Source organism: Pseudidiomarina sp. CB1, from assembly GCF_024752025.1.
GTDB lineage: Bacteria > Pseudomonadota > Gammaproteobacteria > Enterobacterales > Alteromonadaceae > Pseudidiomarina.
In genome coordinates this window covers 980,523-994,909 of the sequence record NZ_JANTPU010000001.1, presented here as the reverse complement: position 1 = coordinate 994,909, position 14,387 = coordinate 980,523, and the positions used below count along the sequence as shown (strand labels likewise).

11 protein-coding genes and 1 tRNA gene are annotated in these 14,387 nt (G+C 50.5%); 6 read left to right on the top strand and 6 right to left on the bottom strand.

Translation table 11 applies throughout. From position 1 onward, the window contains the following. Window positions 1-101: 101 nt before the first annotated feature. The 6 genes from clpP to NV375_RS04840 all read left to right on the top strand — a co-directional run bounded on the left by clpP (window position 102) and on the right by NV375_RS04840 (window position 7,151). Window positions 102-719 (top strand): ATP-dependent Clp endopeptidase proteolytic subunit ClpP, encoded by a 618-nt coding sequence (gene clpP, locus NV375_RS04865; RefSeq protein WP_126771032.1) that lies wholly within the window; start codon window positions 102-104, stop codon window positions 717-719. A gap of 1 nt (window position 720) precedes the next feature. After that, window positions 721-1,998, top strand: coding sequence for an ATP-dependent protease ATP-binding subunit ClpX (clpX, locus tag NV375_RS04860; protein WP_126771031.1), 1,278 nt, complete (start codon window positions 721-723; stop codon window positions 1,996-1,998). A 143-nt stretch (window positions 1,999-2,141) separates the two neighbouring features. Continuing rightward, complete coding sequence (lon, locus tag NV375_RS04855) at window positions 2,142-4,487, top strand: endopeptidase La (protein ID WP_258807180.1); 2,346 nt, start codon at window positions 2,142-2,144, stop codon at window positions 4,485-4,487. A gap of 304 nt (window positions 4,488-4,791) precedes the next feature. Then, the gene (gene hupB, locus NV375_RS04850) at window positions 4,792-5,064 is read left to right on the top strand and encodes a nucleoid-associated protein HU-beta (RefSeq protein WP_034732659.1); all 273 of its coding nucleotides are present in this window, start codon (window positions 4,792-4,794) and stop codon (window positions 5,062-5,064) included. Between the two features lie 7 nt (window positions 5,065-5,071). After that, window positions 5,072-5,148, top strand: a tRNA-Asp gene (locus NV375_RS04845). Window positions 5,149-5,258: 110 nt separating this feature from the next. Beyond that, entirely contained in the window at window positions 5,259-7,151 is a 1,893-nt protein-coding gene (locus tag NV375_RS04840; protein ID WP_258807179.1) for a SurA N-terminal domain-containing protein, read from the top strand. Window positions 7,152-7,230: 79 nt separating this feature from the next. Here the strand turns inward: NV375_RS04840 and NV375_RS04835 are convergent, their stop codons facing one another. The 6 genes from NV375_RS04835 to NV375_RS04810 are packed head-to-tail and all read right to left on the bottom strand — an operon-like array spanning window position 7,231 to window position 14,236. Continuing rightward, complete coding sequence (locus NV375_RS04835; protein WP_258807178.1) at window positions 7,231-9,036, bottom strand: BatD family protein; 1,806 nt, start codon at window positions 9,034-9,036, stop codon at window positions 7,231-7,233. After that, window positions 9,030-10,847 carry a VWA domain-containing protein gene (locus tag NV375_RS04830; protein ID WP_258807177.1) on the bottom strand — a complete coding sequence of 606 codons (1,818 nt, stop codon included), beginning with the start codon at window positions 10,845-10,847 and terminating at the stop codon, window positions 9,030-9,032. Before NV375_RS04830 ends, NV375_RS04835 begins: the two co-directional genes overlap by 7 nt. Next, on the bottom strand, window positions 10,844-11,836 hold the full coding sequence (locus NV375_RS04825; protein WP_258807176.1) for a VWA domain-containing protein: 993 nt from the start codon (window positions 11,834-11,836) through the stop codon (window positions 10,844-10,846). Before NV375_RS04825 ends, NV375_RS04830 begins: the two co-directional genes overlap by 4 nt. Beyond that, window positions 11,829-12,314, bottom strand: a complete 486-nt coding sequence (locus NV375_RS04820; RefSeq protein WP_258807175.1) for a DUF4381 domain-containing protein — start codon at window positions 12,312-12,314, stop codon at window positions 11,829-11,831. The genes NV375_RS04825 and NV375_RS04820 overlap by 8 nt, the downstream gene beginning before the upstream one ends. After that, entirely contained in the window at window positions 12,314-13,273 is a 960-nt protein-coding gene (locus NV375_RS04815) for a DUF58 domain-containing protein (protein ID WP_258807174.1), read from the bottom strand. The genes NV375_RS04820 and NV375_RS04815 overlap by 1 nt, the downstream gene beginning before the upstream one ends. 6 nt (window positions 13,274-13,279) lie before the next feature. After that, window positions 13,280-14,236, bottom strand: a complete 957-nt coding sequence (locus tag NV375_RS04810) for a MoxR family ATPase (RefSeq protein WP_258807173.1) — start codon at window positions 14,234-14,236, stop codon at window positions 13,280-13,282. Window positions 14,237-14,387: the final 151 nt, after the last annotated feature.

Below are 14,387 nucleotides of genomic sequence, written 5' to 3'. Positions count from 1 at the left end.
CGTTGATTCCGCGACCTAAGCGTTGACGGAATGACTCGCAACTTGGTTTAATGGCTCGTATAGTCTTATACGAGCCATTTTTTATTTTAGGAGTAGTTTCTATGTCGGAACTCGCGCACGATCCGCTCGCGCAGTTAGTCCCCATGGTAGTGGAGCAAACCGCTAAAGGGGAGCGTTCTTACGATATTTATTCGCGCCTGTTAAAAGAGAACGTCATTTTCTTATGTGGCCAAGTGGAAGATCACATGGCGAATCTGATTGTGGCGCAGTTGTTGTTCTTGGAGTCAGAAAATCCGGACAAAGACATCTATATTTATATTAACTCACCAGGCGGTGCGGTAACGGCGGGTATGGCTATTTACGACACCATGCGCTTTATTAAGAACGATGTAAGCACGGTATGTATGGGCCAAGCGGCGAGTATGGGCGCTTTCTTGTTGGCTGGCGGTACCAAAGGTAAACGTTACTGCTTACCGAACTCGCGCGTCATGATCCACCAGCCGCTGGGCGGGTTCCAAGGTCAAGCGTCTGATTTCGAGATCCATGCTCGCCAGATCCTTGATATTAAAGAACGCTTGAATCGCATGTTGGCAGAGAATACTGGGCGTGATTATGAGCAAATCGCGAAAGACACTGACCGTGATTACTTTATGTCGGCTGAAGAAGCAGTAAACTACGGTGTAGTTGATAAAGTATTGACGCAACGAGCTGGAGAGTAGCATGTCTGATAACACCCAAGGTAATGGCGAACAGCCGTTGTTTTGTACCTTTTGTGGGAAAAGTCAGCACGAGGTTCGCAAACTTATTGCCGGACCTTCGGTTTTTATTTGTGATGAGTGCGTAGAGCTCTGTAACGATATTCTTGAAGAAGAAATCAAGAACATTGCGCCGAGCGAAAGCTCTGATCGTTTGCCGACCCCACGCGAGATTCGTGATCATCTTGATGCTTATGTCATCGGTCAAGAATTTGCTAAACGCGTGCTTGCGGTAGCGGTTTATAACCATTACAAGCGCCTGCAAAACTCAGGAAAGGGTAAAGACGAAGTTGAACTTGGCAAAAGTAATATTTTGCTGATTGGCCCTACTGGTTCAGGTAAGACGTATTTAGCGGAAACCCTTGCGCGTTTCCTTGATGTTCCTTTCACCATGGCTGATGCCACCACCTTAACCGAAGCCGGTTATGTTGGTGAAGACGTCGAAAATATTATTCAAAAGTTGCTGCAGAAGTGCGATTACGATGCCGAAAAAGCCCAACGCGGTATTGTCTACATTGATGAAATCGACAAGATTTCACGTAAATCAGACAATCCATCGATTACTCGAGATGTTTCTGGTGAAGGCGTGCAACAGGCTTTATTGAAGCTGATTGAAGGTACCGTGGCGGCAGTCCCTCCGCAAGGTGGACGCAAGCACCCACAACAAGAATTTGTCCAGGTGGATACCTCAAAAATTCTGTTTATTTGCGGTGGTGCATTTGCTGGACTTGAAAAAGTCATCGAGCAACGCGTAAGCACGGGTACCGGTATCGGTTTCGGCGCCGAAGTGAAAAACAAAGCGGCTGAAAAGATGGCGAACCTGTTACAGCAAGTTGAGCCTGAAGATTTGGTTAAGTACGGCTTGATTCCAGAGTTTATTGGTCGTTTGCCCGTGTTAGCGACGTTAGAAGAGCTTGATGAAGATGCCTTAGTGCAGATTCTGCAAGAGCCGAAAAATGCGCTTACCAAGCAGTATGCAGCGCTGTTCGATATGGAAGGCGTGGAACTCGAGTTTCGTGATGATGCCTTGCGAGCGATTGCGCGTAAAGCTATGCAGCGTCGTACCGGCGCTCGTGGTCTCAGATCCATCGTTGAGGGCGTCTTGCTGGATACCATGTATGACCTGCCGTCGATCGATAATGTGGCGAAAGTGGTCATCGATGAATCGGTGGTTACCGGTGAGTCCAAACCGATTATGATTTACCATAACCAAGAACAAGAAAAGCATGCCTCAGGTGAATAAGCACCTTGATTAGCATGAAAAATGTGCAAAAAGGGCCTTTTAGGCCCTTTTTTTATGCCAAACATTGAACTTTATCTACATGGCCTCATATTAGAGAGTAAGATAAATTTATCGGACTTGAAGTTACCCATCTGGAGACAATTATGAGCGAAGCACGGGTTGAACACCTGAGTATTCCAGTTTTACCGTTGCGTGACGTCGTGGTGTACCCGCATATGGTCATCCCGCTGTTCGTCGGACGTGAAAAGTCGATTCGCTGTTTAGAAGCTGCGATGGAAAACAACAAACAGATTTTTCTGTCCGCACAACAGGACGCCAGTATTGATGAGCCGGAAGAGAAAGATATTCATCGGATCGGTACAGTAGCGAACATTTTACAACTCTTAAAGCTGCCTGATGGCACCGTCAAAGTTCTGGTTGAGGGCTCTCAACGGGCTGAGATCGACGAGTTTGAGGCGAGCGAGGACTTCTTCAAGGCGAAAGTTCACTACCTTGAGTCTGAGGCGATGTCGGATAAAGAAGAAGAGGTGATGATTCGCTCTGCGGTCAACCAGTTTGAAGGCTATGTGAAGCTGAACAAGAAGATTCCGCCGGAAGTCTTGACGTCGTTGTCAGGAATTGAAGAAGCTGATCGCTTGGCCGATACTATGGCTGCGCACATGCCGTTGAAGCTTAACGATAAGCAAAAGGTTCTGGAAATCACTGAAGTTCGCGAGCGGTTAGAGTTTTTAATGGCGCTGATGGAAGGCGAAATCGACTTGTTACAGGTTGAGAAGCGCATTCGTACGCGTGTGAAAAAGCAAATGGAGAAAAGCCAGCGCGAGTACTATTTGAATGAGCAAATGAAAGCTATTCAAAAAGAATTGGGCGAGATGGAAGATGGTCCGGATGAATTTGAGGCGCTGGAGCAGAAGATCCAAGATGCGAAAATGCCGGAAGAAGCTGAGCAGAAGACCCGCGCTGAACTGCAAAAATTGAAAATGATGTCGCCGATGTCCGCCGAAGCAACCGTGGTTCGTGGCTACATTGACTGGATGGTCTCGGTGCCATGGAAGAAGCGTTCGCGTATCAAGAAGGATCTAGCCAATGCAGAGAAGATTTTGGATGCCGACCATTACGGTTTAGAGAAAGTCAAAGAACGCATCCTTGAATATTTAGCGGTGCAACAGCGGACCACTAAGGTTCGAGGTGCAATTCTTTGCCTTGTCGGCCCTCCTGGGGTCGGTAAAACCTCATTAGGACAATCCATTGCTAAAGCAACGGGGCGCAAATACATTCGCATGGCGCTCGGCGGTGTGCGTGATGAAGCTGAAATTCGTGGCCACCGTCGTACCTATATTGGCTCGATGCCCGGCAAGTTAATTCAAAAAATGGCCAAGGTAGGAGTGCGTAACCCGCTGTTTTTATTAGACGAAATCGACAAGATGGCGGCTGATATGCGTGGTGACCCTGCGTCTGCATTGCTTGAGGTTCTTGATCCCGAGCAGAACATCAATTTCAACGACCATTATTTGGAAGTTGATTATGATTTGTCCGATGTCATGTTTGTCGCAACCTCTAATAGTATGAATATTCCAGGTCCGTTACTCGACCGTATGGAAGTTATTCGCTTGGCCGGTTACACCGAAGACGAGAAGCTCAATATTGCAAAACGGCACCTACTGCCGAAGCAACTCGATCGTAACGGCTTAAAAGAAAAAGAGCTGACCATCAAAGATGACGCTATTTTGGGAATCATTCGCTACTACACGCGCGAAGCTGGGGTGCGAAACTTGGAACGAGAAATTTCTCGTTTGTGCCGTAAGGCCGTGAAGAAAATCGTGCTTGATAAGCGTATCAAAAAGGTCGAAATCAACGCCGATAATCTTAAGGATTACTTAGGTGTACAGCGTTTTGATTATGGTAAAGCAGAAGAAAGTAATCAAATTGGTCAAGTCACCGGTTTGGCATGGACCGAGGTGGGTGGCGACTTGCTTACCATCGAAGCGACGAATGTTGCGGGTAAAGGCAAGATCACTTCAACCGGTTCGCTCGGTGACGTCATGCAGGAGTCAATCCAAACCGCATTAACCGTAGTTCGCAGCCGTGCCGACATGCTTGGCATCGCCGATGATTTCCACGAAAAACGCGATATTCATGTGCATGTGCCGGAAGGGGCAACCCCGAAAGATGGTCCAAGTGCAGGTATTGCGATGGTGACCGCGTTGGTTTCATCATTAACGCAGATTCCAGTGCGTGCCGACGTTGCCATGACGGGAGAAATCACCTTGCGCGGCGAAGTGCTGGCCATTGGCGGCTTGAAAGAGAAGTTGTTGGCGGCTCATCGCGGCGGCATCAAGCATGTGCTGATTCCGAAAGATAATGAGCGAGACCTGCAAGAAATTAGCGATAACGTAAAAGGTGACCTCACGATTCAGCCAGTACAATGGATTGATGAGGTTTTGGCGGTCGCATTAGAGCGTCAACCTGAAGGTAAAAAAGCCCATTAAGACGGTAAAATGCGGGCTGTGAGGCCGCAACATGGCTACAGCCCGCATTCTTTCGTCAAAAAAATTGTGAAAAAGGGTTCTCAATCGAAAATCTTGTGGTAGCCTAGAGTCAAAGTGAATGGTCAGGGGAAACCTTAAACACCGCCTGACGTGGCACTTGAACGACAGGGAAACGTAAAAGTAGTCGGAGACCTGTTGAACCGCTTGAACAGAATGTTCAAGCTTGTTATAACCTTCGCTGGCCCATTTAAAAGCTAATGGAACCAAGCAAAATCTGATAATAACAATCTAAGGGGATGATACTGTGAACAAGTCTCAGTTAGTTGACAAAATTGCAGAGGGAGCAGAAATTTCAAAAGCTGCTGCAGGTCGAGCTCTGGACTCTTTTATTGAAGCAGTAACTGATGCTTTGAAAAAGGGTGATTCAGTACAATTGGTAGGTTTCGGTACCTTCGCAGTTCGTGAGCGTTCAGCTCGCACTGGCCGTAACCCACAAACTGGCCAGACGATTCAAATCGCTGCAGCAAAAGTACCTTCTTTCAAAGCCGGTAAAGCACTGAAAGACTCAGTAAACTAATCTCTGCGGAGCGGTAGTTCAGCTGGTTAGAATACCGGCCTGTCACGCCGGGGGTCGCGGGTTCGAATCCCGTCCGTTCCGCCAGCGAATAGAGAAAGTAACCCGAAGCCTGTCTTCGGGTTATTTTTTTTCTGCGTAATGGGATAGAATAACGCGCGGAAAAAATCAGAACACTTTGAGGTTAAGAGACGATTATGTTGGAGAGGATTCGTGAAGGGTCACAAAGCCTTTGGGTCAAGGTATTTCTTGTACTCATTGCGTTAACGTTTGCTTTGGCTGGGATTGGTGGCTACATCGCTAATCAGCCTGAGCCTTCGGTCGCATTAGTGAATGGCGAGGAAATTACCCAAGCAGAGTTTGACCGAGCGGTCGAAAATGAGCGAGCCCGTCAGCAGCAGCAAATGGGCGACTTCTACGACCAGATGGCGCGTGATCCGCGCTTTACCCAGCAACTTCGTACGCGAGTTGTGAATGACTTGGTGAATCAAAAATTATTAGAGCAAGCCGCGAAAGGCCAAGGATTGCGTGTTTCAGCTGCCCAAGTTAAGGCGGCGATTCGTGATATTTCGAGCTTTAAAGTTGCTGGCCAGTTCGACAACGACTTGTACCTAACGACATTGCGCAGCTTAGGTTACACTCCCGACGGATTTGCCCAAGTGGTACGCCGCGACTTGGTGACCCAGCAGTTGGTGCAAGGGATCGTTTCTAGTGAGTTTGTATTGCCCAGCGAGGTTGATGCAACGCAGCAGTTGATCGGGCAGACTCGCAGCGGTAAGTATACGGAAATTGCGCTGGCGGATTATCTTGCGCAGGTCGAGGTCGATGAGGCAGCAGTAGAGGCATGGTACAACGATAATATTCAGCAGTTCGCAGTACCGGAAAAAGTGAAGCTGGCCTATGTGCTCGTTGATGCCGGTAGCATTGCTGAAGAAATCGAAATCGCGGACGAAGAGGTGCAAGCCTACTATGAAGGTAATATGAGCCAGTATTCAACTGCGCCTCAGTACCGCTTCTCGCACATTTTGATTGAGTCTGGTGAAGACGCTGCAGCGGCAAAAGCTGAAGCAGAAGCAATCTTGGCTGATTTAGAAGCCGGTGCCGACTTCGCTGAACTCGCACAAGAAAAGTCGGATGACGTATTCTCAGGTGAGCAGGGCGGTGATTTAGACTTTATCGAGAAAGGCACTATGGATGCTGATTTCGAAGAAGCTGCGTTTGCGCTGGAGAATGTTGGCGATACGACTGGTGTAGTGGAAACGAGTTTTGGTTATCACATTATTAAGCTGACGGATATCAAAGAAGGCTCGGTAACGCCACTTGAGGAAGTTCGTGCAGAAATCATCGCTGATTTGCAAGACGACCGCGTTAAGCAGCGTTACTACGAACTACAGCAACAAGTGTCTGAGTTGACCTTTGAGATCCCAGATACCTTCGCGCCAGTTACCGAGGATCTTGGCTTACAAGTGCAAGAAACTGAGTTCTTTAGTCGCAATAGTGCTCCGGCACCTTTGGACTCGCCGGCGGTTCTGGAACCTGTATTTAATGGTCAATTGATCCGCGAGCAACTGAACAGCGAACTCATTGAAGTGAGTGACACTGAGTCGGTAGTTGTACGCGTATTAGGTCATGAGCCTGCCTCAACCCAAAGCCTTGATGAAGTTCGTGCACAAGTCACTGAGCAGGTTCGTCGTGAACGGGCGCAAGTGATGGCAGAAGAGCGTGCGGCAGAAGTTGTTGCGCAATTGCAGGCGGACGAAGCAACAGGAATTGACTTTGTCGCTTTAGATAATGTGTCTCGCCAAGCGGCCGCACATCCACGAGCTGTGGTGCAGAAGTTATTTAATTTGCGTGCTCCAGCAGCAGGTGCGGTTACTGTTGATACGGTAAACTTAAGTAGTGGCAACGTTGCCGTTGTTGCGCTTACCGGCGTGCAAGCTGGCACTGTCGACGAAGCTCAGTCTGCACAATTGCAGGACCAGCTCGTTAACAGTTACATGCAGGAAAGCTATCAAGCTGTGGTGAGTGCGCTGCGTGCTGATGCTGAGATTGAAATCCTGCTCAACAAGGCTGACGAGACGCAAAACTAGTCGGCTAACGAAGCGCTCTGGAATTCAAAAACGCATCCCTAGGGATGCGTTTTTTTATGGGTACATCGGTAAAGAGTGGTTATTGGGGATAAAGCGGTGGCAATTCTGAAGGTTGCCCGCGCTGGCGTTCTTTATGCGCCTGTAAAGCACCCTGTAAGGCTCGCCATAGCGCTTTTCCTTCTTGCCAATCATGTTGCCCTGCTGAAAACCGCGAGCTCTGCAGATGCTCAAGTTGGCTGCGCAATGGCGTGTGGTCAAAGTAGTCAGCCAGCGCATTGAGTTGTCCAGAAAGTTTCAACTGCGCCCGCATCCACGTTTTGAGGGCAACCTCCACGGCCATTGCGTCGTTTGCATTACAGGCGCGTTGCACAGCGCGAAGATCTGCGCGGGCGTTGCCCTCACTTGCCGATGACGTAGCATCTTCCTGATGGGCCGTACCGGTGTTGTGCTGACGTGCACGAAGAAACCAGAACAGTAGGGTTAACAGCCATAGTGCTGCGAGCGCTCCTGCCGCATACTGCCAATAGCGTAACTCGCGTTGACTTGTTGCTGTGGGCGAAGTCACCGTTTCGGTGTTAGCTTTCGCTTCATCTGCACTTGGCGCTGAAGGTTCTGGCGTTTGTTGGGCAGCAGTGGGTTGCACATCGCGACCATCGCTAACACCGGGTGCTACCAAAATGCTTTGTCCTGGCGCAGCTGCTTGCTGCCGTCCACGTAGTTGGGTATTGAACCAGGGCAGCTCTAGGCTGGGGATTTCGAGTGTGCCAGCGCTGTGTGGAATAATCGCAACCCGTAAGGTCTGTTGCGATACTAAACGACCATTGCGCTGATTCATGGCTGATTCGGGGGCTTCTGGATAAATACTGGCGTCGCCAATGGGCAGCTGGCGAACCAGTTCGTCCAAACGTGGTAATTGGTCGGCAAGTGGGCCAACCGCAGTCAGGCGATAGGTGAGCGTAAGCGGCTCTCCCTGAGTGATTTGCAATTGCTCATCTTCCGGTTGCGTGCTGCCCTCGTTTCCGACCGACACCGATAAGGTAACGAGCTCGGCTGGCAACCATGTGTGTTGCTTTGGCCAATCTTGCGGAATCGGCTTCACCGTTAGCGGCAGGTCAGTCGCCGCTGTGGTCACCGCGCGCGTCGAAGAAAAGCTTGGAAACAGCGTGCGGTTGCTGGCGACGTTGATTTGCCCCTGAAAAACTGGGCCACGAATTTCTTGCGCACCAGACCGTTGCGGGATAACCACAAAACTACGCTGGAAAACTTGAAACATGCGTCCGTCGATGACTTCAGTGCTGTCTTCATCACGACCAACTTGGCGAATGTCTGCGTCTTCTAGTTCTGGTGGAATGATATTACCGCTATGCAAGTTCGCTGCAAGGTAAAGCTTGGTCGTTAAAACGACCTGCTCTTGCACATAAACTTCTTCACGATCGAGTTCCACCCGCATGAAAGCGTCACGCTGCTCACTAAGTGCTGGGTCGTCCGCTGGGAGAACTTGCAATGTGAGTTGATTAGACGTTGCGCCGGCAACAGTGAAAGGTCCGAGTTCATAGTCACCAGGTTGTTGCGGCGCCTTGGCCACTGTTCGAAATGTTTTTTCGCGCGTGGTTGCGCCATTGATGATTTGGGTGGTGCTACTACTTGAAGTCCCCATGACGTCGAAATCTGGAAGCAGCTCAGCCGGCCGCCATTGTTGATCCTCAATAAACTGATCGACGGTGAGCGTGAGGATAAAAGTATCACCGCTGGCAATTGGGTTTTTATCAACACTCATAACGACTGTTTTAGGTGAATCTGTTTGCGCATAAGTCGCCGATCCAGCGAAACCAAACGCGAGCATCAATGCGCTTATAAAGGCTAAGTGACGTACTGTTTTTACCACTGTTTATCGACTCCTTGGGGCAGACGCTCGCGACCTCGGCGGCGTGCTTCAAGCTCCATTTTTCGTTGTAGCAAGATAGCTGGATCATCTTCGATGCGATTAAGCCAGTTCTCCATTTGTTGGCGTTGCTCTTCACTGAGTTGATCGGCGCTCGGCATCGCTTGTGGATCGGCCTCCTCGCCTTCAGCTGCAGCTGAGTTAGATTCTGTATCAGCTTCTTGTTGTTGCGGTGGTGTTTCGGCTTGCGGCTCGGCACCTTGTTCTTGTTGTTGCGCTTCACCTTCAGTACCGCTCTGCTCCGCGGGTTGTTGCTCGCTTTGTGCGTCGCTGTCCTGTTCGCCTTGTTGTTGGCCTTCTTGTTGCTGTTGCCCTTCACCTTGGCCTTGTTGCTGTTGTTCCTGCTCTTGTTGTGCGGCAGCTAACTGCTTCGCCAAAGCAAGGTTTTCCTGCGCTTCAGTCAATGCGGGATCACGTTCAAGCGCCTCTTGATAGACATTTGCTGCTTCGTCGAAGCGCTCAAGTTGCATCAAGGCATTCCCTTGATTGTAGTAGCCTTGCGCGTTATCGACTTGGGAAAAGTCTTGCAAGGCTTGTTCATAATTGCCTTGCGCATAGTTGGCTGTGCCACGTTGCCAAGGATCTTCAGCAATGCGCTTGGCCCTTTCATAGTCCTCGGCCCGTAATGCCTGATCGGTTTGTTGATACGGGGTTTGCCAAAGTTGTTCATGCCATGCAAGGCCTTCGTCGTTGCTGGTCGCTTGTGCGTGAGCGCTGGGTGGCGTAAACAGCGCAAGATTACCAAGTAGCAGAACCATCGCAAAATGAAACGCATTGCGTCGCACGAGCGGCAGTACTAAAAGCACGGCTAATCCAATGAGCCATGGACCTTGGTCGACCCAGGCATCACCACGCTGGTCCTCGCTTTCGCTGCCTTCGCGGTTGAGTGGTGGCATACTGCTGAGAAATTGCAGGTCTTGTTGATCTTGTCGCCATACGCTAAAACGACCGTCGCTAAGGTCTGCTAAGCGTTCTAAGCGACTGGCTAACATTTTCGGCACCACCACATCGCCGGCAGCATCGCGTAGTAAATTGCCGTTGGCTAATTGAATCGGCGCGCCTTGTTCGGTCCCTAAACCCAGTATCGCAATACGGTGCGGATGGTTACGCACAAAGGTTGTTAGTTCTTGTTGATCGCGTGTATCGATACCATCGGTGAACCAATAAATATCGCCTTCGGCATAGCCAGCTTCGCGCAACAGACGGTCAGCGAGTTCTAACGCGGCGAGCGGATAACTGCCTTGCACGGGCATGAGTTCGGGGCGCAGGGCGCGAATTAAGTTACTTAGACTTCGAGAATCTGTGGTCAACGGGCTGATCACATAAGCATCACCAGCATAAGCAATAAGCCCAGTTTCACCATCAAGCTGTTCGTTGGCGAGCGCCATTGCCTTGAAACGCATTTGGGTGAGGCGATTTGGCGTGATATCGGTGGCTAACATGGACTGTGAAACATCAAGTACGATGACTTGCCCAGCGTCCAACTGGAAGACGGGTTGCGGCTTCTTCTGCCAAGTAGGCCCAGCTAGGCCTAGGACTAGACTACTTAGAGCGAGCGGCAACAGCCAGCCGACCAAAGAGCGACGCTGACGGTTCTGATCGGCAACCAACAAAGTTGATAAATGTGGTGCAACCACTTGATACCAGCCCTGTTGTTGTTTATTCCGGCGCCAAAGTACTAAGGCGACCCATAGCACAACACAAAAGCCGAGCAGCCACCATGGTCGAACGAAATGGAACAGGTCTAGATTCATGCTGCTGACCTCCGCCGCTGTTGGCGTAGTTGTCCGATGAGCCAGCTGAATGCGAAAAGTGCAAATGCGAGACCGGCAGGCCAGTAAAACAGTTCGGTCTGTGGTCGACGTAATTGCTCATCACCGCTGACGGGCTCGTACTGGTCTAAGGTTTGATAGATTTGCTGGAGCTCTTCAGTGCTGCGCGCGCGAAAATACTCACCACCGGTGGCTTGGGCTAGTCCTTGTAGCATCGCCTCGTCAAGATCCCGACTCGGATTGACTTTACGCTGGCCAAAGAAACTATCAACAATCACTTCTTCAGCACCGACGCCGATGGCATAAACCTTAACACCATAGTAGCTGGCGAGTTGCTGTGCCTGCTCCGGTGAGACGTAGCCAGCGGTGTTCTGGCCATCGGTCAACAAGATGAGAATTTTATTACTTTCTTCGTTGTCGCGAAACCGTTTCACCGCCAGTGCAACTGCGTCACCGATAGCCGTACGTTCGCCGATCAAGCGCAGCTGAGCTTCTTCGAGTAATTGTTTCACACTGGCTAAATCGTAGGTGATTGGTGCTTGCACATAGGCGGTATCGGCAAACAGAATAAGTCCCATCTTGTCGCCTTTTCGCCGTTCGACAAAGTCACTAACAACATGTTTGACCATGCTAAGGCGATTCACTTCTTCGCCATTGATTTTCATGTCAGCGATTTCCATACTCCCCGATAAATCGACAGCTAACACCATCTCGCGGGCTTCACTGCGGATCTGTACCGGTTCGCCAAGCCATTGCGGACGACATAATGCAGCAATGAGTAAGCTCCACAACATAAAGAGTATGAAGCTACGCAACCACGAGCGTGGTTGCTTTGATGCGTTCTCGTTAAGCTGCAGTAACTGTGGTACGCGTAAGGTTGAGAAGTGCTGTTGTTGTGGCCGGCGCAGCCACCACAGTGCAGGTCCCAACAGCCAAGCGAAAGCCAGCCAAGGCCAAGCAAACTCAATCATGAATGCGCCTCCGTTGTGCTTTACTCGGTGGTAGCGCAAGCTTTAACCAAGCCTTGGTAAATTCATAGTAACGTTGCTGCAATTCTGCTTGTTCGGCAAACGGGCGGTAACTCGCTTGCTCAACTTCGACGAGAAGGTCGTAGTAGCGCGCCGCATTGCGTTCGCTGAGCTGTTGGAGCAAGAAGTCGCGCCACTGGCGACCACTGAGTTGGGCAATATGTTTGCGCGGATAATAGCCCATACATGCTTGTTTTATGCGTAAGTTAAGCTCATTAAGCGCTAACCCTGGTTGCAGTTGGCGCAAGGCTGCGCGTCTGATGCGGCGGCGTCGGACCGCGCGCACGATGGTTAGGGTTAGCAGCAGCGTAAGGCTAACTGCGGTGATTGCCGCCACATACCAACCCGGCGCTAACGGCCACCAAGATGCAGCAGGCGCGGCGATAATAGGGTTGAGTTCACTCAATGCGGGATTGGTCATTACAACATCACCTCCGGCCATTGCTCCTCGAGCGCACGCGCTGCGCTAAATTGGTGTAACTCGAGTTGTAGCTGCTGTAGATGTGACCAAAGCTGCTGCTGTTGTTGCGCGCTCTGTGCGGTGTAGCTTGTGCGCAGTGCCATATCACCCGCTGGAAACTCGAGTTGGCGTTGACCATTACTCAATGCAATGTCTTGTTGGGCGAGAGGTTCGGGAAACTGATGCTCGAGCGGATCACTGCACTGTAACACTTGCAGACTGCAATGGCGTTGCAGTGCTTGTAACAGTGTAAAGGTGGTCCCGGAAAACTGCTGCCAGTCGCTGATAATGTGAATAATGGTTCCTGGTTTGGCAACCTGCTGGGCGCGCTGGAGCAAGTCATCTAAGTTTGCAGTTGAGCCATCCGCTGGCGCCTGCTGCCACGCTGCTAAGCTTTCATTTTGCAGTTCTACGAGGCTATGAATAATGCGCAAGACGCCATGTTGGCGTCCCTGTGGGCGAATCTCTACGTGGCGCTGTGGGTGCCCGAGCAGGGCACCGACGCGATCGCCACGTTGGACAGCAAGCCACGCCATTGCAGCAGTGATGTGACAGGCAAGGACACTCTTTAACAACAACTGACTACCGAAGTGCTGTGAGGGAGATAGATCCACGATAAACATTACCGGACGTTCACGTTCTTCACGGTAAAGTTTAGTGTGAGGGGTGCCGGTTCGCGCTGTAACGCGCCAATCGATGGCGCGCACATCATCACCCGCTTGATAATGCCGGACTTCGTCAAACTCCATACCTCGGCCCCTTGTTTTACTGAGCAAGGCCCCAGTTTGTGCCTTCGGCGGATGTAGTTTGCGATGCCGTGCGAAGGCACCGACTTTGCTACGGTAGTACATTAATTCAGCACTACCGACGTGCATGCCATCGCTGTGCCATTGTTGCAGCCATTCGCTTGCGTTGGTCATAATCACCTACGGGGTTGGCACTTCTTGTAGAATAACCTGTAAGGCTTGGTCAGCGGTTACGCCATCCGCTTCGGCTTGGTAGCTTAAAATAATGCGGTGACGTAAAACGTGCGCGAAGACAGCTTGAATATCATCTGGCGTGACAAAGTCGCGCCCGGCTAACCAGGCCTTCGCACGGGCGCATCGATCAAGCGCAATCGTTGCGCGCGGACTCGCACCGTAACTTAACCATCGAGCCAAGTCATTCGAATAATGTTCGGCTTGTCGTGTAGCAATCACCAGTTGCACGAGGTAATTTTCGACATTTTCGTCCATAAAGATTTCTAATACTTCTTTGCGCGCTGCGAAGATATCTTGTTGGCTTAACGGGGCGGGCATCGCCAAGTCGCCATGTAATTCTTCGCCGCGGGTCAAACGCAAAATATCCAGCTCGGTTTCGGCCGCAGGATAATCGAGATTGAGTTGCATAAGAAAACGATCAAGCTGTGCTTCTGGGAGAGGATAGGTACCTTCCTGCTCCAACGGATTTTGTGTTGCCAAAACCATAAATAAGCCGGGTAGGGGATAGGTTGTTTGCCCCACCGTAATTTGGCGCTCCGCCATGGCTTCAAGTAACGCGGATTGGACCTTTGCGGGAGCGCGGTTGATTTCATCGGCCAAGATCACATTGTGAAACAACGGGCCCTTTTGAAAGACAAACTCGCCAGTTTCTGGCCGATAGATGTCGGTACCGGTCAAATCTGCAGGCAACAGATCCGGGGTGAATTGAATACGATGAAAGTCTCCTTCAATCCCTTTGGCTAAGGCGTTCACGGCGCGTGTTTTGGCGAGACCAGGTGGACCCTCGACCAAGAGGTGACCGTCGGCAAGGACGGCAATCAGCAAGCTTTCGGTGAACTCTGGTTGCCCGAGCACTTGGCTGTCTAAGTAATTTCGCAGGCTTTGAAACTGTTCTGCGGCCATGTTAACCCCTAATGTGATAGCTGTGTCTATACTCTAGTATGTACTTTACCTAAAACAAGAGTTTAATTCTTGGGATGAAACCGCTAGAATTTGTAATAAATCGTGAGGTCTGACCAGATCAGAAATCCGCCAATTTACCGAACAGAGGTAG